Annotated in this window: 16 protein-coding genes; 9 read left to right on the top strand and 7 right to left on the bottom strand. The window is 44.0% G+C overall.

The window, feature by feature from the left end; translation table 11 throughout:
* Nucleotides 1–125: 125 nt before the first annotated feature.
* The gene (locus AACU25_RS37050) at nt 126–680 is read right to left on the bottom strand and encodes a pentapeptide repeat-containing protein (RefSeq protein ID WP_096584942.1); all 555 of its coding nucleotides are present in this window, start codon (nt 678–680) and stop codon (nt 126–128) included.
* 495 nt (nt 681–1175) lie between these two features.
* Between AACU25_RS37050 and AACU25_RS37045 the strand changes: the two genes are divergently transcribed.
* Nucleotides 1176–6443, top strand: coding sequence for a PKD domain-containing protein (locus tag AACU25_RS37045; protein WP_422641128.1), 5268 nt, complete (start codon nt 1176–1178; stop codon nt 6441–6443).
* Nucleotides 6444–6515: 72 nt separating this feature from the next.
* On the opposite strand, the gene AACU25_RS34650 is transcribed toward AACU25_RS37045, so the two are convergent.
* Nucleotides 6516–7274 (bottom strand): glycosyltransferase, encoded by a 759-nt coding sequence (locus AACU25_RS34650; RefSeq protein ID WP_096584610.1) that lies wholly within the window; start codon nt 7272–7274, stop codon nt 6516–6518.
* Nucleotides 7275–7722: 448 nt separating this feature from the next.
* Between AACU25_RS34650 and AACU25_RS34645 the strand changes: the two genes are divergently transcribed.
* The 3 genes from AACU25_RS34645 (at nt 7723) to AACU25_RS34635 (ending at nt 13273) form a co-directional block, all read left to right on the top strand.
* Entirely contained in the window at nt 7723–8481 is a 759-nt protein-coding gene (locus AACU25_RS34645) for a peptidylprolyl isomerase (protein WP_096584607.1), read from the top strand.
* Nucleotides 8478–11429, top strand: a complete 2952-nt coding sequence (locus tag AACU25_RS34640; RefSeq protein WP_096584604.1) for a peptidase domain-containing ABC transporter — start codon at nt 8478–8480, stop codon at nt 11427–11429. The genes AACU25_RS34645 and AACU25_RS34640 overlap by 4 nt, the downstream gene beginning before the upstream one ends.
* Nucleotides 11430–11635: 206 nt before the next feature.
* Nucleotides 11636–13273 (top strand): beta-barrel domain-containing protein, encoded by a 1638-nt coding sequence (locus tag AACU25_RS34635; RefSeq protein ID WP_096584601.1) that lies wholly within the window; start codon nt 11636–11638, stop codon nt 13271–13273.
* A 166-nt stretch (nt 13274–13439) separates the two neighbouring features.
* Here AACU25_RS34635 and AACU25_RS34630 read toward each other — a convergent pair whose 3' ends face one another.
* A complete protein-coding gene (locus tag AACU25_RS34630; protein ID WP_096584598.1) occupies nt 13440–14195 on the bottom strand; it encodes a GIY-YIG nuclease family protein in 756 nt (251 codons plus the stop codon).
* 213 nt (nt 14196–14408) lie between these two features.
* On the opposite strand from AACU25_RS34630, the gene AACU25_RS34625 reads away from it, so the two are divergent.
* Nucleotides 14409–14819 (top strand): hypothetical protein, encoded by a 411-nt coding sequence (locus AACU25_RS34625; RefSeq protein WP_096584595.1) that lies wholly within the window; start codon nt 14409–14411, stop codon nt 14817–14819.
* Between the two features lie 51 nt (nt 14820–14870).
* On the opposite strand, the gene AACU25_RS34620 is transcribed toward AACU25_RS34625, so the two are convergent.
* From AACU25_RS34620 to AACU25_RS34605, 4 genes are all read right to left on the bottom strand, one after another.
* The gene (locus tag AACU25_RS34620; RefSeq protein ID WP_190445594.1) at nt 14871–15227 is read right to left on the bottom strand and encodes a hypothetical protein; all 357 of its coding nucleotides are present in this window, start codon (nt 15225–15227) and stop codon (nt 14871–14873) included.
* Nucleotides 15208–15558: a DUF5674 family protein gene (locus tag AACU25_RS34615; protein WP_190445593.1), complete on the bottom strand. Its 351-nt coding sequence runs from the start codon at nt 15556–15558 to the stop codon at nt 15208–15210. The genes AACU25_RS34620 and AACU25_RS34615 overlap by 20 nt, the downstream gene beginning before the upstream one ends.
* A gap of 42 nt (nt 15559–15600) precedes the next feature.
* Nucleotides 15601–16500 carry a hypothetical protein gene (locus AACU25_RS34610; protein ID WP_096584590.1) on the bottom strand — a complete coding sequence of 300 codons (900 nt, stop codon included), beginning with the start codon at nt 16498–16500 and terminating at the stop codon, nt 15601–15603.
* Nucleotides 16501–16673: 173 nt separating this feature from the next.
* On the bottom strand, nt 16674–17018 hold the full coding sequence (locus tag AACU25_RS34605) for a helix-turn-helix domain-containing protein (protein WP_199347155.1): 345 nt from the start codon (nt 17016–17018) through the stop codon (nt 16674–16676).
* Between the two features lie 165 nt (nt 17019–17183).
* Between AACU25_RS34605 and AACU25_RS34600 the strand changes: the two genes are divergently transcribed.
* The 4 genes from AACU25_RS34600 (at nt 17184) to AACU25_RS34585 (ending at nt 20788) form a co-directional block, all read left to right on the top strand.
* Nucleotides 17184–18221, top strand: coding sequence for a hypothetical protein (locus AACU25_RS34600; protein WP_096584587.1), 1038 nt, complete (start codon nt 17184–17186; stop codon nt 18219–18221).
* 116 nt (nt 18222–18337) lie between these two features.
* Nucleotides 18338–19150, top strand: a complete 813-nt coding sequence (locus tag AACU25_RS34595; protein ID WP_096584584.1) for a BRO family protein — start codon at nt 18338–18340, stop codon at nt 19148–19150.
* Nucleotides 19137–19727, top strand: a complete 591-nt coding sequence (locus AACU25_RS34590) for an alpha-ketoglutarate-dependent dioxygenase AlkB family protein (RefSeq protein WP_321206564.1) — start codon at nt 19137–19139, stop codon at nt 19725–19727. Before AACU25_RS34595 ends, AACU25_RS34590 begins: the two co-directional genes overlap by 14 nt.
* Nucleotides 19724–20788, top strand: coding sequence for a helix-turn-helix domain-containing protein (locus AACU25_RS34585; RefSeq protein WP_096584578.1), 1065 nt, complete (start codon nt 19724–19726; stop codon nt 20786–20788). Before AACU25_RS34590 ends, AACU25_RS34585 begins: the two co-directional genes overlap by 4 nt.
* Nucleotides 20789–20847 lie beyond the last annotated feature (59 nt).

Here is a 20847-nt window from a genome sequence, read left to right as displayed (position 1 = left end):
CTGTTATTTTTGATAACGGCATTATTCCTACAGGATGGTCGCCTAAATTATCTACACCCTTAATGAGCGACCAAGTTATTGGGATAGATACTTATGAGCAATCATTAACAGAGAATACTTTTTCTTCATTCACAGATTTGGCGATGCTCCACAACATTACCATCTGGCATAGTGGTGGTAGTGTATATAATAGCTCCGCTGATGTTGGCATTTTTAACACCAGTCAAATTAGCACCAGTGAGGTTAGCCCTGTCGAGAGAAGCTCCGCTCAAATCAGCGTCGGTCAGATTAGCACCAGCCAAATTGGCATGATTCAAACTCACATTATTAAGACAGACTCCAGTGAGGTTGGCTCCCCGCAAAATGGCAGTGAACATTTCCGAACCACTGAAATTAGCACCAACCAAGTTAGCGTCACTGAAGTCACACTCCGTCAAATCGGAAGCACTCAAGTTGGCGTAACTCAAGTCGGCACATTCAAAGATAGCACCCATCACCATACTCTTACTCAAATTAGCCCTACTGAGGTTAGCATTGGTGAAATTGGTAGCACTAATATCGGATTCACTCAGGTCGGTATCACTGAGATTAACATCAATCAAATCGCTGTAGCTCAAGTCAACGTCCCTAAAATCTCTCTCTCCAGCAGCATACCTTTCCAGCAATTCTTCAATATCCATAACTTACCTCTTGCATTAACCAACACATATAAAGATAACCCACTCAACCTCTGGAACACCCTATTCGACCCCACTAACCCCTTCGACCTTACCTTTCAAATCACCGACCTCCCGACCAAACAACTAGCCGAAGCCCAACTTACTAAATTTGACCAATATGGTCGCCCCAACGGCGGCACCATCCTCATCGACACCGACGCTAACGGCATAGGCTGGTTCATCGACCCCACCCCTTGGGAAAACAGCGAATTCACCACCACCCTAACCGACACAGCCTACCGCGCCACCACAGGCGACGCATTCGGTAAATACGACCTCCTCACCACCATTCTCCACGAAACCGGACACCTACTAGGTATCATCTCCGGCAACCCCGGCTTCGACCGCTACATCCAAACCGTCAACAGCACAAAAACCTTCATCGGCGACAACTTCACCGCCACCCTCACCCCGGATGGTAGCCACCTCGACTCCAAAGTCCACCCCTACGACCTGATGAACAACACCCTCGCCCCAGGCGTGCGTAAGCTACCATCATGGCTCAACCTGCAAATGCTCACCGCCATCCGTTCCTTGGAGTCGGGGAGTGGGACAGGGGGAGAGTGGGGGAATAACCTGCAAGCACCACTAACAGCAATACTCCTAGCCGACATCACCAACGGCAACTTCTCCGAAAGCGACCCAACCAAACCCGAATATGGCTGGACAACTCGCGGTGCAGCCACAATCCTCAATTCTGCCGCCGTCCTCACCGAAGACTCCCCATTTAACAGCAACTTCACCCAATCCTTCATCATCCCAGAACACGCCAAATACCTCCAATTCACTATCCTAGACACCCACCTGGGAACCAACACCAACGCCCCCAGCGATGCCTTTGAAGTCGCCCTCCTCGATGCCCGCACCCTCACCCCCCTACTCGGCACATCCACCGGACTCACCCAAACCGACTCCCTCCTCAACCTCCAGCAATCCGGCAATGCATATTTTAGCAATAAAGTCAAGATAGCAGGTGCAAACACCTCCGGCGACAAAATAGCCCTCAACACACCGCGCACCGTCAAAATCGACATCAGCAGCATCACCCCTGGAACCGTTGCCACTCTCTACTTCGACCTCCTGGGCTTCGGTGCCAAAGATGCTAAAATCATCATCGATAACGTCATGCTGCTTGACGACAACCTCATTACCCCCATCGCCAACGACGACATCGCCACCACCGACCAAGCAAAACCTGTAGCCATCAACGTCCTAGCTAATGACAGCACACAAGGCACAGTACAACTAGGCGCAGCCCCAACTAACGGTAGCATCATTATTAACAATGACCGCACCCTCACCTACACCCCCAACAACACCTTCGTCGGCACAGATACCTTCACCTACATCATCCTTGACAATAACGCCATCTCAAACGAGGCAACAGTCACAATTACCGTCAACAACATCGCCCCCACCATCGACAACATTACAGTAGAATCAAATATTACAGAAGGTACAACTGCCACATTCAGCGCGATCGCCACTGACCCAGGTAATGACCTCACCTACACTTGGAACTTTGGCGATGGTAGCAACCCCGTCACCGGAAAACAAGTCAACCATACCTTCGCCGACAACGGCACTTACACCGCCATCCTCACCGTCACTGATACCGCTGGTGCATCTACCGTAGAAACACTGTTGCTAAATGTCAACAACATTGCCCCCATACCGAAAGCAGGCGCAGACATCACAACAGATGAAGGTACTGCCATTACCTTCAACGGTAGCTTCATCGACCCAGGTATCAAAGACACCCATACAATCACTTGGGACTTTGGCGACGGCACCACAGCCACAGGCATCCTCAATCCCACCCACACCTATAATCAAGATGGCGTATACACTGCCACACTAACCGTCACCGATAATGATGGCGCTACTAACAGCAACAGCTTGACTGTCACCGTCAACAACATTGACCCAATCATCAACGATATCTCAGGCGATACCAATATTAATGAAGGTGCAACCGCTAAATTCACAGCCACCGCTACTAACCCCAGTAATGATACTCTCACCTACACCTGGAACTTCGGCGATGATACAGACCCAGTAGTTGGGCAAACAGTCAACCATATCTTCGCCCAAGATGGTAATTATACCGTCACCCTCACCGTTACCGATACAAGTAACGGTATTACCAGTGAAACCCTGACAGTAAGTGTCAACAACGCTGCACCCATAATTACCAACATCTCTGGTGATACCAATATTAATGAAGGTGCAACAGCCAACTTCACAGCCACAGCCACCGACCCAGGCAATGATAGCATCACTTACACCTGGGACTTTGGCAATGGTATTACCAAGACAGGTGAAAATGTCAGCCATGAATTTGCCGATGAAGGCACTTATAATGTCACCCTGACAGTACAAGACTCCGATGGTGCAGCCACCCAGGAAACCCTAACAGTAAATGTCAGCAACGTCGCACCCATCGTGGACGCAGGCGCAGACTTAACAACTGACGAAGGTACTGCCATTACCTTCAACGGTAACTTCACCGACCCTGGCATTCTTGATACCCACACCATCACTTGGGACTTTGGCGACGGTACAACAGCAGAAGGTACACTCACCCCCAACCATGTATTTTTCAACAACGGCGTTTACTCCGTCAAACTGACAGTCAAAGACAATGACGGTGGTGAAAATAGCGACACCCTGACAGTAAGCGTGAATAACGTCGCACCCACCATTACTAATGTTGCAGGTGACATTAATATTGAGGAAGGTGCAACTGCCACATTTTCTGCTATTGCTACCGATCCAGGCAACGATACCCTCACCTACACCTGGGACTTTGGCGATGGTACAGATGCAGTAATTGGCTCTAATGTCAATCACATCTTCGCCGACAACGGGAACTACACAGTCACGCTGACAGTACAAGACCCGGATGGTGCAGCCACCCAGCAAACTCTAACACTAAGTGTCAGCAACGTCGCACCGATAGTCAACGCGGGCGCAGATTTCACAACGGATGAAGGTAGTGCAGTCACATTCAACGGTAACTTCACCGACCCTGGTATTCTTGACACCCACACCATCATTTGGGACTTTGGCGACGGCACTACCCTAGAATACACTCCCCACGCCCCCACTCCCCCCCACTCCCCCTTAACCCCAACGCACATTTATGCAGATAACGGCATCTACAACGTTACCCTCACAGTCCGGGATAACGACGGTGGCGTTACCATAGACACCCTCACTGTTACAGTCAACAATGTCGGCCCCACCATCACCGATATTTCCGGCGATACAAATGTGGATGAAGGCACACCAGCTTACTTTAGCGCCACTGCTACTGACCCAGGCAACGACACCCTTACCTACACTTGGAACTTTGGTGATGGTACAGATGCAGTAGTTGGACAAAATGTCAATCACACATTTGCAGATAACGGCATTTACACCGTTACCCTGACTGTCAGCGATGAAGATGGCGCTTCCACAACAAAGACGCTTTCTACCAAGGTAAACAATGTTGCACCCACAGTGGCAGCTGGTGATAATCAAATTATGTACATTGGCGAAACAGTCGCCTTCTGGGGACAGTTTACCGACCCTGGTATATTAGATACCCATACCGTTGTTTGGGACTTCGGCGATAGTAACACGGTTGCTGGCACTTTACGCCCAACCCATATCTACAATAGCAACGGCACATACAGCGTTACCTTAACCGTCACCGATGATGACGGTGGCGTAACCAACAATACATTAACTGTGACAGTGAAGAAACCACCTACACTGTCTGTCAACGATATCTCATTGATTGAAGGCGATGATGGCAACGCTTACGCTGTATTCACTGCCAGCTTATCAGAAGCCAGCCTGCGGACTGTAACTGCCAACTTCGCCACTGCTGACGGCACTGCAATTACAGGCAGCGATTATCTAGCCACAACCGGAACAATTACCTTTAACCCTGGTAAAACTACGCAAACAATTACAGTGGCAATAAATGGCGATCGCATTGATGAATATGACGAAACTTTCTTCCTCAACTTGAGCGATGCTACCAATGCTACCATTGCTGACGCACAAGCAGTAGCAACAATTTTAGACAATGACGCACCACCAACGCTAACCATCACAGATAAAACTATTACCGAATCAGATAACGGTACAACCACAGCTATCTTCACCGTTAGCCTCGACGCAGCCAGTGGTAAGCCAGTAACTGTCAACTTTGCAACTGCCAACGGCACAGCGATCGCTGGTAGCGATTATACTGCAACTAGTGGTACGCTCTCCTTCGCTCCGGGAGAAACAACCAAGACTATCTCAGTGCAGTTAAACGGCGATATTACTGATGAATATGATGAAACCTTCTTCCTCAACTTGAGCGATGCTACCAACGCTACGATTACTGATGCTCAAGCAGTAGGGACAATTTTAGACAACGATGCACCACCTGTACTGACGATTAACGACAAAACTATTACTGAAGGTGACAATGGGACTACATACATGAGCTTTACAGTCAGTCTGTCTGTAGCCAGTGCTAAACCAATAACTGTAGACTACACCACCGCTAATGGTACTGCGATCGCTGGTAGTGATTATAAAGCAACTAGCGGCACTCTCAGTTTCGCTCCTGGTGAAACCAGTCAAACGATTATTGTAGAGGTAATAGGCGATCACAATAGGGGTGCTGATGAAACCTTCGCGATTAATCTGAGTAACGCCACCAATGCTGCGATCGCTGATGCTCAAGGAACGGGTACGATTGTTGACGATGACCGCACTGATGGATTTGCGATTCGAGCCGAAGGCACAGTCACTATCAATGGTAGTGGCGACTTTGACGGTAATCCCCTTGACTTGTACGATGATACATTAATTTATGCAGCCAAGGGTTTCAATATCAATGGCAATCCTGTACTACCTGTGAAACGAGATGCTCAAGGGAATCCCATACGAGATGCTCAGGGTAAGCTGATTCTCATCGAAAATGCTGTGGCAGTAGCACCAGGGTATACCGTTAGTAATGCTTCTAATAGCAATCAGTATGCCAATTTAGTGCCTCCCCAAATTGTCGAGCCGCAAACTATTATTGTGCCAGCTTATGCGTCAGTAAAACAGCAGGAGCTAGAACGCAGAATTCCGACAGGTGCAACCACACTCACTTTCAATATGCAGCAAAACCCGATGAACAATGCTGCTGATTGGGCGAAGAAGTTTCCACCTTCTGGTACTGCAAGCAATCCTACTGTGGTGCGGGTGACAGGAGGAGGACTAAATATCCCTGCTAACGTCAGCCTCAACAACTATGTAATTATTGTCGAACAAGGAGATATCAATTTCAATGGCAGTGGACATAATCTCAATAATGTCGTGTTGGTAACTAATAACGGCAATGTCAATTTGTCTACTGTACAGGCTAGGGATTTGTCGGTGTTGGTTTCTGGTTCGATTAATATGAATGGTGGCGCTAGGTTTGCAGGCAATACAATACTTGCAAATGGTAGTAGCCAAGGTAATATTACTTTTAATGGGGCGACATCGACAGTAGATGAGAGCAGCAATTTGCAAGTGATTTCGCAAGGGGATTTGACTTACAATGGCTCTGCTAATACAAGGGGAACATTCTTAGCTGCTAAAAACTTTACTTACAATGGCAATTCAACTTTATTTGGCTCAATTGATGTCAAAGGTAATATCATCTTTAACGGTCAAGCCACTGTTACTGCTATTGGTGAAAGTTAACAACTGTGTAGGGTATACGGTGTAGTAAGAAATTGGGTTCTTCACCTATACCCTACGACCTACACCATAGTTTCATCCCTTTGGACGCAAAGAGTAACGTCCTACTATTTGCAAATCCAGTTCATAATGCTTCTCAAGTCCCCGGCGCTGTAAGGCAAGGTTAATTGCATCCCGCGCTGCCAAAATTTGCTCGATTCGCTTTTGATGGGACACACTCTCATAGTGATAGCGATAATAATAAAGCGGGTTTGCTAAATGTTCTATCTGAGTCACCTCAGAAAGTCGCAGGCACAGGTCATAGTCTTGAGCTAGTTCAAATTTCTCATTGATACCACCAACTTGGTCATAAATATCCCGACGCAGCAGTCGAAAGTGGAAAATCATGAAGTCAACTAACAAACGCTCTTTAGAATAAGGTATGCGGCAGCGTTGCCCATAACCCGTGAGCTTATTGTTTTCATCAATAACTTGGTAGTCTGTGTAAACCAATCCAACTTCTTTGCGTGCATCTAGTATGGCAGCTGTTTCATTCAAAGCAGTCGGTGCCAATAAGTCATCGCTATCTACCAATCCAATATAGGGACTACTAGTTTGTTTAATTGCGGCTTTGAGAGAACGCGCTCTCCCTTGATGTGGTGCTGTTACTATACGCACTCGTTGGTCAAACTGAGCAAAATGACGAGCAATCTCCACAGAACGGTCAGTGGAACCATCATCCCAGATTAATAGTTCAAAGTCGGGGTAAGTCTGGCTCAAAACACTTTTAATTGCTAAATCAAGATAGCGCTCCCCGTTGTAGACCGTCATAATGATGGAAATAGTTTTTTTCATAAATTATTTACTCTAATCGCCAACTTTTATTTCGTAATTATTCCCAAGTTCAATGTATATTTAATTACTTATAATTTAGTAATACTTTATACCAAGTTATTTGTTACTTTAAATAATAATATTTAGCTTGTTTTCCAGAAATATAAGAGTGCAAGATAGTTAAAAATCTGCAATCGCAGGCTCATTCAGTATCGCTACAAGCACTGTAAAAGAGGAGTTTATTCAAAAATTCGGGTATTTTTATCTTCTTCATTCACCAGAAAATTTTTCAAGATGGGGTGGTGCAGAATTTGTATCCTCTAAAAAGCTATTCTCAGTATTTCTAAGTACTCAACAGCTATTCCTCTAACCAACTTACGTATACTCATCATTGTCATATTGAAAACCATCAAGCCATGATGCTGTAGGGAAACACTAACATTCCCCTCACCTTGCTGCATCTTACCTTATGGCTCAAATTCTCCAATTTGGCAACCACCGCATCAGCAATGCAGAAGTTTTTCCCATGCTTGCTGGTTACCAAATGCTACCGCAATTGTGCCGCCACTTAATCATCGATCAGGCGATCGCTCCCTACTCCCTCACCACAGAAGAAAAAACCAGCGCCATAGAGCAGTTCTACCAAAAAAATCAGCTAACCACCCCAGAAGCACGCACAAAAACCCTCCAGCATTACTGTATGAGCGAGGCACAACTAGAAGCCCTCGCCACCAGAGAATTAAGAATTGAAAAATTTAAAATCGCCACTTGGGGAAGCAAGCTAGAACAGTACTTCCTGCAATATAAATCTCAGCTAGACAAAGTTATTTATTCCCTAATTCGCACATCTGACGCAGAAGTTGCTCAAGAACTCTACTTTCGCATCAAAGCAGGAGAACAGACATTTGCCGAATGTGCTAAGGAATACTCGCAAGGATCTGAAGCACAAACTGGAGGAATGCTAGGCCCCGTTCCCATTAGTCAACCTCACCCAGAGATCGCCCAAAAACTCGCCATCTCCCAACCAGGACAGTTGTGGCCCCCAATGCGATTGGATAACTGGGTCGTAATCGTCAAACTCGAAAAGCTAATTCCTGCCTCTCTAGATGATGCCATGCGCTCCACCCTCCTCAATCATCTATTTGAGACTTGCCTAGCAGAAGAGATGGGCACTGCACCCTTAACTCTGCATGACGATGCACCTACCCCCACTTTAGTAACAAGATGATAGAAAGCACTGCCACAATTAAAGAGTTTCTCGCCAGCATCCACCCCTTCGACCAACTGGATATCGCCACTATTGAGCGCATCGCCACAAAACTTGAACCTTTACGCTACCGTATGGGACAAGCAATTCTCGTGCGCGAAACCCAACCAGCTAGAGTTGCCATTCTCTACCAAGGTCAAGTCCGTTTACTAGGATATGCTCCTGGTGCGGCTGCTCCAGATACCCTACAACTACTTCAACCGGGGTCAATTTTAGGTTGGACAAGCTTGCTGCGTGGCGTTCCTTGCGAAACAGCGATCGCTTCCATTGAAACCCTTTGCCTCACTCTGAAAGCAGGAGATTTTTTAACTCTACTTGAACTTGAACCCACCTTCGTCAATGCCTTTTGCAACCATCCTAGCCTGATAGAAGTTTTTGATTTATTAGGTGCAGAACTAGAACGCCGGGGCAAAAGTCCAGACAATTTAAAAGAACTAGCCATAGTTGCTACTGAACAAGCTACCATCCTTAACCTACCCCCTGGTAAAACGCCACTCCAGCAATTAGACCCCAATTTGCTGTGGCTAGTTAGCAGTAAAGGTTCAAACTATACAGTAGGCGATCGCCTCAATCCCGCCGAAACCCAAGCCGAAATCGCTGGAGAAGTTCGCTTAGTCGGTTTTATCGACCCCACACTCCCCATCGCTGCATCCTCCCATCTCCTCACCTCCTCATCTCTATACTCTGATATTTGGGAAAAAGCCCCCTACGCCTCCCTCAACCCAGAACAACCAGAAGAATTAGAACAAACTTCACAAGTCAAATATCCCTACATATCAGGTCGCGGGCCTGTGGATGGCACCCTCGCCTGCTTTCAAATGCTAGCGCAACACAACAGGATGCCATTTCGCCGCGATGTCCTGCGCCGTGCTTTAATCAATAATAAAGAACGCACTGGCAGCATTTCTATTCAATTATGCGGTGCCTTGGCAGAACTCATGGGACTCACCTCCCAACTAGTCAACGTTCCCGCCGTCGCTATTTCTAAACTACCAACCCCTGTCCTCATTCCTTGGCAAGATAGTTTTGCTATTCTCTACAAAGCATCAGAAAAAGAACTAATTCTCGCCATCCCAGAACAAGGAATTACCCGCAAAAAGCCCGCAGATTTTGCTGAAACTTGGGGTGAAGAAGGACAAGTCCTACTTCTGCAACCTACTAAAGAAACTCCTACTAAGCGATTTGGTTTATCTTGGTTTCTCCCAGCGATTAAAAAGCACCGCACTGTACTCATAGAAGTATTTATCGCCTCTTTATTTGTGCAACTATTGGGATTAGCTAATCCCCTAATTACTCAAGTCATTATTGATAAAGTTATTATTCAAAACGGGATTAATACCCTCAACGTTTTAGGCTTTCTGCTCATCGCAATGGCTATAGTAGAAGGCGTAATTACTTGGCTGCGTACCAATCTGTTTGTCGATACTACCAACCGCATAGATTTATCTTTAGGTAAAGATGTTATCGACCATCTGCTGCGCTTACCCCTGCGTTATTTCGAGAAGCGTCCTGTTGGCGAAATCTCTAGCCGCATCAACGAATTAGAAAACATTCGTTCTTTTCTCACAGGTACTGCCCTGACAGTTGTTTTAGATGCTATTTTTTCTGTTATCTACATTGCAGTGATGATTTTTTATAGCTGGTTGCTGACTATCGTCGCACTAGCAACAGTACCGCTATTTGCACTTCTTACTTTTATATTTGCACCCATTATTCGCAGTCAAACTCGAACTAAAGCCGAACGCAATGCCGAAACTCAATCATATTTAGTTGAGGTGGTATCTGGGATTCAAACAGTTAAAGCCCAAAATATTGAACTTAATTCCCGCTGGCAATGGCAATCTCGCTATGCTAAATATATTAGCGCTAGCTTTGAAAATGTTCTGACTTCTAATACTGCTAGTTCTCTCAGCAATTTCCTCAACAAACTATCTAGTTTACTGCTGCTTTGGGTAGGAGCATATTTAGTATTGCAGCAAAAATTAACTCTGGGACAGTTAATCGCTTTCCGCATTATCGCAGGTTATGTTACAAGTCCCTTACTGCGGCTAATTCAACTGTGGCAGAACTTCCAAGAAACTGCTTTATCACTAGAACGCCTCGCCGATATTCTCGATACTCCCCAAGAAACAGAAATTGCTAGGCGCAATAACATTCCCATGCCAGCAATTATTGGTACAGTTCAGTATGAGAATGTGACCTTTAGTTTTGGTAAAAGCCCTAACCCACAACTGAATAACGTTCATCTCGATATCCTTCCGGGGATGTTTGTCGGAGTTGTCGGTCAAAGTGGTGCAGGTAAAAGTACATTAACCAAACTTCTACCCCGCCTCTACGAATTAGACTCTGGTCGCATCAAAATCGATGGCTATGACATTAACAAGGTAGAACTTTACTCTCTACGCTGTCAAATTGGCATGGTGCTGCAAGATACTTTGCTATTTGACACTACAGTACAGGAAAACATTGCCTTGACTATGCCTGATGCGACACCAGAAGAAATTGTAGAAGCTGCCAAGATTGCCTGTGCCCATGATTTTATCATGAATTTGCCTTCAGGTTACGAAACCCGTGTGGGGGAGAGGGGTTCGGCTTTATCTGGAGGACAAAGACAAAGAATTGCGATCGCCCGCACTGTATTGCAAAACCCACCGCTGTTAATTCTGGATGAAGCCACCAGTGCTTTAGACTATGCTACCGAACGTCAGGTGTGCTTGAACCTGGCACAAGCATTTAAGGGCAGGACAGTATTCTTTATTACTCACAGGTTAGCAACAATCCAGAATGCTGATGTAATTTTGATGATGAGTACCGGAAGGATTGCTGAACAAGGTACTCATGCAGAACTTATGGCTATGAAAGGGCTTTATTACTGTTTATACCAGCAGCAAGAAGCTTCTAGCGGTTAGCTGTTAATTTTTAGCGGATGCAATTCAGCATCCATTTATTCTCTACTGGTTTACAACTCAAATTTTTGTACTGGAATTTGCCAATCAAACCCTAATCATCAGCTAGCAACAATTAATATTCTAACTCACTACCAAAACTAAAAGTAATTTATAAAGGCTTGTTTTCCAGTCAAAACAAAAAAGTTAAATTTTATCCTTAATTACTTATGAATACTAATAATAATAATGGCAATAACGGTCAGGGAAATCATAACAGTAACGGGACTAAGGGAACGGGTAATAATGGAAACGGCAATTCATCGATACCTTCAGTAGTTTCCATCCAACAATTAGAAGAACTAGCTCCTAAAGCATCGCCAAATCCCGAAGAAATACAACCCAAACCGCCCTCTACTGCACGTCGCTACGTTCCTAAATTCGACCAACCTGTTATTCTTCAACAATCCCGCAAATGGTCGCGAGCTATTCTTTGGGGTTTAATCAGTGCTACAACTGGTGCGATTATTTGGGCAAATGTTGCCAAAATTGAAGAAGCAGTTTCAGCTACTGGTAAACTAGAACCATCTGGCACTGTTAAAGAAATACAAGCTCCTGTAGGTGGAGTAGTTAAAGAAATATATGTTGAAGATGGCAAGCAAGTAAAAGCTGGAGAAAAGCTATTAAGTCTTGACCCCACAACTGCGAATGCTCAACTTGATTCTTTCAATAAAATTCGCTCATCTCTAGTCATTGAAAATCAATTCTACCAATCTCAAATGAAGGGTGGGGGTGCTGTTAGCGTTACTAGTTTGCAAATTTCTCATCAAATGCTTGACTTAACAAAAAGTCGAGCTACTTTAGTTGCTGAAAATCAACTATACCGCACTCAATTAGATGGGAATTTATCCAAGACTCCCTTGACGATAGAACAAAAGGAACGTCTACAATCAAATCAAGTAGAATTAGATGCACGGGTTGCTGCTGCGAATTTAGAAGTTGACCAATTAAGCCGCCAACTTAAGCAAACTGAAATTAAACTGATTTCAACTAAAGATACTTTAGCTATGAATACAGGGATTTTGGACAATATTACTCCATTAATGGAAGATGGAGCAATTTCCAAAATTCAATACCTGAAGCAGCAACAGGAAGTAAGTAATGCTCAGTCAGAAATTGAGCAATTACAGCAGGAGCGCTTGCGTCTGCAATCTGCTATTGGACAAGCCCAAGCTAAGTTGCATTCAACTGTAGCTGTTTCACGTAAGGATTGGATTACTCAAATTGCAGATAATAACAAAAAGATTGCAGAGATTGACTCTCAACTTACTAAAGCCATCGTAGAAAATAATAAAAAGATTGCGGAAATTGATTCTCAGTTGAGTCAAACGCAAATGAACTTGAAATATCAGGAAATCATTACTCCTGTTGATGGTACAGTCTTTGAACTCAAAGCTCATACTCCAGGGTTTGTAGTAACATCAAGCGAACCAATTCTCAAAGTTGTTCCTGATGATGCCCTGATTGCTAAAGTATACATCACCAATAAAGATATTGGTTTTGTCAAAGAGAACATGACGGTAGATGTGCGAATTGACTCGTTTCCTTTTAGCGAATTTGGTGATGTCAAAGGTACGTTAATTTGGATTGGTTCAGATGCTCTCCCACCAGATCAGATTTATCCCTTCTACCGTTTTCCTGCTAAGGTGCGACTTGAGCGACAGTCAATTTTGATTAATGGGCGTAATGTGACTTTGCAATCAGGGATGTCGGTTACTGGTAATATCAAGTTGCGTGAGCGGACAGTGATGAGCATTTTCACTGATATGTTTGGCTCTAGTATCGAAAGTCTCAAATTTGTACGTTGATCATTGAAAATTTGGTGGTCTTCTTCCTCATAGAGACGCACTCAAGTTCAATCAGTCGCGGATCTGAATCCCCAACTAATTAATTTTGACAGATGTATTCTGACTTTTGAATTCTTCTTCAATATTACTATTTTTTAGGGAAAAATTTAGCTGATTTTTTAGTTAATTATAATTCTGATAATCTAACACTAGACCTGGGGCTAGGCTGTGCTAAAAATTTATCTTTAAAGTAAGATTCATCACAACGAGTTATATAATCTCTTAGTTGAGGATCTGCTCTAAACCATTCCCCACTCATTCTTAGATGTCCAAATCTCTTATGGAGATATGCTTCCACTTCTTGAGCTTTTTTGAGGCTTTCCATTGGTAGAACTTTGAGAATTTCTAATGTAACGGGGCTACTGGTTTGCAAAGATTGCAATCGCTTCTCAACATTAGAGTCTCTACCAATTTTAATAGCATAGCTATCAGAGTTAAAAATGAAGTAAACGAATGCTTGATTAAGTTTTATATTTCCAGATAAAGAAATGCTTCTATTGCCAGGAGTAATGAGTCTCACATCCTTGTCTGCCCACGAAAGCAACCACGAGACTATAGCTTCAACAGTTAAAGAATATTGTGCATATAAATTAGTATTTTCTCCTTTTATATGAATGATAAATTTTTTATTCTTCCCTCTAATTTCGGGAGGATGGATATAATAGTGTGAATGGTAATTTGGCTTAATCCAAGGTAATTTATCCTCTGGGTTAATAGGACAGCAGTAAGGTTCAGGGTTGGGAATTTTAATTACACCAGTATATTTAACAGGAATTTGTAATCTGTGAGCTATGTCACAATCAATCTTTATCCAGCCTAATCCTTTGAAAATATCTCCTGGGACTTTCTCAATAAAATATATACTTAGATTTTTTGTAGACATTTTAAACTTTTTAATTTTCCAAATGAATCAAAAATTTATTACTATTATTATAGTTTTTCTCAATAAATTAAATATATACTAGAACACCCAAATTACTGGTTTGTCGTACTGAATTTATGTTTCTCCATATTCAGGCTCTAGGAGCATAAACAGTTTCTATGGTAGGTTTTTAACAGTGCTATCTGTTCCTTATATTTTATCAATATCCACACTATGAATATCGACCGATTGCAAGAACTCAAGCAAAAACTGACTCATGAGGCAGACTTGTCTAATATCTGGTTATTTTATATGGATCATTTTGCAGATCATCCACAATTTACAGATATGGGTGAGCCTACCCATAATGAATATCTAGATACTGTTATCCACAAAACTTGCCACCAAATGTTTGGCAGGGCAATAAAGATTACTGACTTTATATCGATTTACCTTGCAAAGTATCATTTTTTTCATGGGCCTTTCCAAGCTGAACGGCGTATTGGGGGTGTGATTTATTTCGAGGATATAAAAATTGGGTTAATCGCAGTGTCGGCAGATGATCCTCCTACCGATGCTGTTAAGTATTCACGTTTTTCTGAAGTGCTTCAATTGCCGACACATAATCGTAACGAGCTTAATTGAGATGAGGGTAACGCAAAAGTACTCTCCACAAATGCGAGCACGATTAAAATTTTAGATAGATTCGGACAACAAACCTGACATATCTAATACTCGCGCTGACCAAGCACTAGCTTGCTCGGACATATTTCTGCGTTCACTTTCATCAGACCAAAGACTATCAAACTTTAATTTCCACCGTGCTATTTGAACTTGAATGTTGACTAATTCTTCGGCATATTCCGGTTCAATGTCTGCTGCTGTCCATTCGATAAAATACATAGTTTCATCTGCCACACTTTCAACTGCTTCCGGGTAAGCTGTGTTACAAAATGTTCTCAACCTGGCTAAATTAGAAGCTATATGTCCTAAGCGATTTGATGTATTTTCTCTTTGAAATCTTGCTTGTTTTTCATCTAATTTCTGGTTCATAACCACCGATTAACTCCTGAGTAATTTGTTGAACACGTTCTTGAATTGCTGGGTCTTGAATTAGCATCGAGCGATTATTTTGACTGGGGCGAATGTTAATAATTGATTCATAAGCAATTGATTGATTAAAAGGAGTCCAATCAGCACCCCAAATATCTCGCTGTCTACTACCATCTTCGAGCAATGCTGCTTCACAGAAAGCGTGTTTTTCTCCTCCTCCAGCTAATATTCCTCTTTCTATATCTACTGCAACTTTAATGTAAATTTTCAAAGTTTGCATCATTTGCCCAACTTGTTCTAGCGTCGCTCTTTCTCTGATAATCAGTACCAAAATTTCATCCTTACACAATAAATTACCCAAAGCATTATTGCATCAGTCTTTCATCTCAGTCTCCAGCACTCTCAACACCTTTTCCTCCAAATCCGTCAAATAAGCCCGCCTCAGCTTCCCCAACGACTCCAGAAAGCTCTGCACTGATTCCTCCAGCCCACTTGAATACACCCGATTGATGCGAGCGCATATCTCCTGCACCTGCTGACAATCCTCCGGCAAGTATTCGTAAGGCTTCAGATGCTTCAGCCCCACCGTCAGTTCGCCATCCCAAGTCCTCACGGTGCAAGTGAAGTCATTCACTTGAGTGACAATCGCCCAGCAACCGCCTTTACCCCTGAGTTCGGGATTGTCCTTTGCTAAGATTTTGCACACCTCACCCAACTGGTAGGTGTTGGGTACTTGGGTTCGCTCCATGATGCGCTGCACGATATCTTTGACGATGCGATGAGATGGTACTTTCCCATTGGCAGATTCTACAGCTTGCTGCCATGCTTGGGGCTGAATGTCTGGGTCTAGCTTCGTCAACGGCCTAACTTGCCATTCATTAGTTGGCAAAATGTGATCGTTCCGATCACATTTTTCAACCAAGTTATCAAAGACAACAGCTGCATCCATTAGAAGATAAGACTGGCGGCGACTGTGGCCAAATCTATCACGGCAATATTCCTCAAATGTGCGATGGGTGGAGCGATAGAGTCTGCGATCGCGCAATTCTGCTAATGCCTTACCTGCCTCAAAAAACGCTCTCTCGACTTTGCGTTCAAGATGCAAGCGATCGCTCTGTTCTTCTGGGGTTAATTCTGGAACTTCAACAGCAGGAACATCGATGGTTACTAAATCCTGATTGTCCTGGGAAGAGATATTTTGTGGGTTAACTGCTGGTTGTAAGTCACTGGAGGTAGAGGTGGCTTTTTTGTGCTTACGGGGTGGGATATTCATGATTCCACCTCTTTTGGTTCAATGGTATTTGTTCAAAATTGAGTAAAGACAGATTTTGGGCGTGTTAGATAGCTGTAATTGCTGATTGAAGAAGAATACATACAGATAAACAGAAGAATTGACAGTGGCAAAACTAATCATCAAAAGCTGTAAATGCTTTTGACATAACACACTCATGCTGATCTCCTCTCAAATGGCAACACTATTCCATCTGCTTGATCTGTTGATTGGTTGCCGGAGTGTTTGTTAATGTTCGATACTTCCTCAGGTTGAGATTTTTTACTGTCTGCCATTGCTTCTACAAATGGCTCGTCGTCAGGAAGCCAAACCAACAACTCCCCTGGTTGAACCTTATAAGTAGTGCAGATTTTATCTAATACACTGCCTGTAGGTATATAGCTTGGGTCATTGCATAGACGATAAGCGGTGTCTCTGCCAAGTTTAGTGTCTTGCCAGAACTTATATCGGCTGATGCCTTTTTCTTCGATAAATTTTTTGATTTGATTTTGCACTGTCATACCTCCATATTCTCATAATAGATATTATGCCATAAAAATGCGAATACGCATATTGACGCTATTACTTAAAAATGCGAATATAGGGATATAACAAAAGGCGATGCCCTCAGCCTCGGAAACTTTGGAAGCGATCGCCTTTTGGCTCTATTACAAGAGGATACTATTATGACTTACCGGACATACACTCATCAACAGCTGCAACACAAATCCATAGCTCGGCTCAAGCAAATCTATTGTGAAGTCGGCTGTACAGTTGAGGTATTTGACAAGCGGTGCAAGGATGCTTGGATGAATGCGATCGCCGAGTATCAGGCAATCAGGGTTGAGACAGCCGTTAATGCTGCTCCCGACGAACAAGCACTCGCTCAAGCCAAACTCGACCAGTACATTGCAGACCAAGCCGAAGCCATAGCTCCACAACTGACCACAGTAGAAATCAACTGCTACCACTACGAAGTTTACGCACTCAAGCAACTGGTCGCTTACATCACCTACGACTATGACGAGTTTGTCACCCAACCGTGGGTAGTTATGGTCAATGGTGAAGAGATTTTCCGCCACCAAACCCAAGCTCAATGCTATCGGTACATCCAATGGCATCATCAAGATGGAACACTCAACCCACAAACTGAAACCGAAGTACCAGAAGCCCCAAGCATTTTAGAAATCTCGTTTTATGACCAAGAGGCATTTGTTGGGGATGAACTCGTAGCCAGCATTAGCTACGACCACGGCAATTACCAGAATTTATACTGGCGGGTAATGATTAACAGTATTGAGATTTTCCGAGACATCAGTCCTGCTAGATGCCACAGCTACATCAAACAACAGTACCAGCAAGGCAAACTGCCATTGCAAGAGCAGTTAGAACCGGAAGAACCTTGGGCTACCGATAACGAAATCATGGCTGAAATTTTTACTGAATGCGAGAACTATGGGTTTGAAATGCTTGACGATGGTATTTACCAGAATGATGTAAAGCTCGGTGAAGTCGGATGCACTGACGGTCGCTGGTGGATGGTACGCACAGCACAGGACAATCAACGCATACCCTGTAACTCGGCAGCAGATGCTGTGCAGTTGTTGTCCAAGAGCGCAGCTGATGAATATTTGGGATATCGACTACTTGAACACCTCACTCCTGGAGAATGGCGATCGCTGCTTTCTGACACAGATCAGGGTCAAGAATTACTAACAGTCTAAAACCAACTGTGAGCAGCAATTTCCACTGCTGCTCACTCAAATTAACAAATTCAGATAGCGGTGCGATATGGATACAATGCCGCTCCTTTACCCTGCGTCAAAAATTGGGAGATAGTATGGACGCAATTATAAAGTACGAAAGTAACAGCAGCCCATTTGACAAAATTAAACAGGTTGATACCGATGGATCTGAGTATTGGTTAGCAACTGAATTGTTAACACTACTGGGTTATCAGAGTTGGAAAAGAATCAAAGACACAGTTGAAAGAGCAAAAATCAGTGCCAGGAATTCCGGGTTAAATGAATCCTACCATCTGGTCGATGTCGTCCAAATGGCGCAAATTGGGGCTTCTCAGGCATTTCGAGAAGTGCTGAAAGATTACAAGCTATCACGACACGCCTGCTATTTGGTGGCGATGAACGGTGATCCGCGTAAACCAGAGATAGCGGCTGCACAAAATTACTTTGCAGTGAAAACTCGTGAAGCAGAGCTAGCCCCGCAAAATTCAGAACTACTTGCTCAACTATTAGAGAAATTTGAACAGCAGAACCGGGTAATTGAAGAATACTCGCTAGCCATCGCCCAGCTGCAATCCCAAATCCAAAACCTCCTACCCCCATCTGCTGACTTCATACCCCCAGGCTGGAATGAGGAAGTATGGCGAAAGCTCCCCTCACAGGACAAACGCCATTTCCGCTTTTTGTACCGCCGTCGTAGCTTCCGTCCTTCTGGGCAAGGCACAAATGAGCAACTGGCTTTACCTGTTGTGACTACAGAGCAATTGAAGCAACGACAACGGGCGGAATTTCAGCAGCTCGTCGGTGAGTCATCAGCCCAGGAGAAACAGCAATTAGAAGCAGCAAAACAAGAAGCACTGAAGCAACTATGGTTACAAGGAGAACAAGATGATACAGATGTCCCTTTTTAACGAACCAGCCCCAGTTTTACCAGTCACTTATTACCCAGAGTTCCTTAACCAAGAAGAAGCAGGTGTGTTATACCAACACTGCCTTGGACTGCAATGGCAACAGAATCAAATCAAAATGGTGGGTAAAACTTTACTTGTGCCCAGGCTGGAATGCATTTACGGTGACGAAGGTTGTGAGTATTTGTATTCCAAGAGCGTGCTATTAAAACCATTGCCTTGGACTTCATCGCTGGCCGAGTTGAGAGACAGGATTACTGCGTTGACTGGCTACAAATTTAACATCGTCATTGGCAATCAATACAGGAGCGGACAGGATTCTATCGGCTGGCACGCTGACAATGAGCAATCGATGGGCCTAAATCCAGCCATCGCATCCGTCAGTTTAGGTGCGGAGCGGAAATTTCAGATAAAGGCCATCAAAGGCAAGCCGACTGATTTCTGGTTGGAGCATGGGAGTTTGCTGATCATGCACCCCGGTTGTCAGTCCACGCACTTGCATCAAGTTCCGAAAACCAAGAAATTGGTTAGTACGCGAATTAACTTAACTTTTCGTCCGCATGTGGGAGGTAGAAAATGACTAGCTTTACCTCCGCAGTACTCGGACAAATACACACTCCCGTCAACATCCTCAAGGAATTTCTGCAATTTTTCAACCGTCGCCAGAAGTGCAAAGCAGCGATACTTTCTTGGCTTGATGGCAAGCACTACTATGGACAAGAGTGGGTGAGGATCACCTTTGAGGAATTGGCTGATATTTTGGGTTATTGTCGAGAAACAATCAGCAGGCATCTCACAGAGCTAGTAGCAGATAAATTCGTAGAAAAGCTCAGAGCAAACCGCTTCCCAAAGGACACAGCCTATAAATACAGGTTAAATCTGGGCTGGCTTAATCTGGAATTTGATGAGGTCGTGTTAGGTTATGCCTCAAAACTACTAGGATTTGCTCAATACCAACATCTGCTACCCAAAGTACTTTTTCGATGCGAAAAAATTGACATATCTGTGCCAAAAAACTCGCGCATCGATGCGAATAATCTGGCAACATATAGAAATACTCTAAAACCTTTAAAAAACAACAACACTGCTGTTGGGGAAAAAAAGGATGAAGAAGTAAAACAAAGCTTATATGAGCCAGTTTGCCAAGCTCCAAAACCAGAGCAACCCCAAATTACTCACTTCGTTGATGAAATTGAACAAGATAACTCAACGAGTGAGATAGACCCTCATGAAGACCCATTTTCCGAGCCGGAAGTTGAAGTCGATTCAAGTACGTATAAACCGAGTAAGCACGAAATTGCTGAGGTCTGTACTGAGTTGCGGCGACTGCGGATAAACCCAGAGCCATGCTTGGGGGTGGTGAAGAAATATTGGGTGAATGTACCTGGGGCGATCGCTCGTGTAAAAGAAGCAATTCACGAGGGATGGTGTGACAATCCGACTGGGTTGTTTATCAACAGCTGCAAGAGTGGGGCTAAGAGCAAGAATGTGGTGACATCGGATGTGAGTGATTGGTTTGAGTGGGCAAGGAAGCAAAGGATTGCACTTGCTATGTCTGGAGGAGTCGTGTATACGCCTTCGGGGGATGCGGTGGAAGTACAGGAGATGATGCGGCGGTTTCCGGATGAGCTAAAAGAGTAAATGGCTTGCCAAAGCTCTCATGCCGAATTTTGATAGCAACGTAGAAATGTGGGAAATAT

The sequence above is a fragment of the Tolypothrix tenuis PCC 7101 genome, assembly GCF_963874875.1.
In the GTDB taxonomy this organism is placed as follows: Bacteria; Cyanobacteriota; Cyanobacteriia; order Cyanobacteriales; family Nostocaceae; genus Aulosira; species Aulosira tenue.
This window is presented reverse-complemented; position numbering and strand designations above follow the sequence as displayed.

What these genes read in the sequence shown, in the direction of transcription:
- AACU25_RS34595 (WP_096584584.1), top strand. Translation starts at nt 18,338, where the DNA reads ATGGACGCAATTATAAAGTACGAAAGTAACAGCAGCCCATTTGACAAA.
- AACU25_RS37050 (WP_096584942.1), bottom strand. Translation starts at nt 680, where the DNA reads ATGGATATTGAAGAATTGCTGGAAAGGTATGCTGCTGGAGAGAGAGAT.
- AACU25_RS34590 (WP_321206564.1), top strand. Translation starts at nt 19,137, where the DNA reads ATGTCCCTTTTTAACGAACCAGCCCCAGTTTTACCAGTCACTTATTAC.
- AACU25_RS34635 (WP_096584601.1), top strand. Translation starts at nt 11,636, where the DNA reads ATGAATACTAATAATAATAATGGCAATAACGGTCAGGGAAATCATAAC.
- AACU25_RS34620 (WP_190445594.1), bottom strand. Translation starts at nt 15,227, where the DNA reads ATGAACCAGAAATTAGATGAAAAACAAGCAAGATTTCAAAGAGAAAAT.
- AACU25_RS37045 (WP_422641128.1), top strand. Translation starts at nt 1,176, where the DNA reads ATGAACAACACCCTCGCCCCAGGCGTGCGTAAGCTACCATCATGGCTC.
- AACU25_RS34625 (WP_096584595.1), top strand. Translation starts at nt 14,409, where the DNA reads ATGAATATCGACCGATTGCAAGAACTCAAGCAAAAACTGACTCATGAG.
- AACU25_RS34645 (WP_096584607.1), top strand. Translation starts at nt 7,723, where the DNA reads ATGGCTCAAATTCTCCAATTTGGCAACCACCGCATCAGCAATGCAGAA.
- AACU25_RS34600 (WP_096584587.1), top strand. Translation starts at nt 17,184, where the DNA reads ATGACTTACCGGACATACACTCATCAACAGCTGCAACACAAATCCATA.
- AACU25_RS34640 (WP_096584604.1), top strand. Translation starts at nt 8,478, where the DNA reads ATGATAGAAAGCACTGCCACAATTAAAGAGTTTCTCGCCAGCATCCAC.
- AACU25_RS34605 (WP_199347155.1), bottom strand. Translation starts at nt 17,018, where the DNA reads ATGACAGTGCAAAATCAAATCAAAAAATTTATCGAAGAAAAAGGCATC.
- AACU25_RS34610 (WP_096584590.1), bottom strand. Translation starts at nt 16,500, where the DNA reads ATGAATATCCCACCCCGTAAGCACAAAAAAGCCACCTCTACCTCCAGT.
- AACU25_RS34650 (WP_096584610.1), bottom strand. Translation starts at nt 7,274, where the DNA reads ATGAAAAAAACTATTTCCATCATTATGACGGTCTACAACGGGGAGCGC.
- AACU25_RS34585 (WP_096584578.1), top strand. Translation starts at nt 19,724, where the DNA reads ATGACTAGCTTTACCTCCGCAGTACTCGGACAAATACACACTCCCGTC.
- AACU25_RS34630 (WP_096584598.1), bottom strand. Translation starts at nt 14,195, where the DNA reads ATGTCTACAAAAAATCTAAGTATATATTTTATTGAGAAAGTCCCAGGA.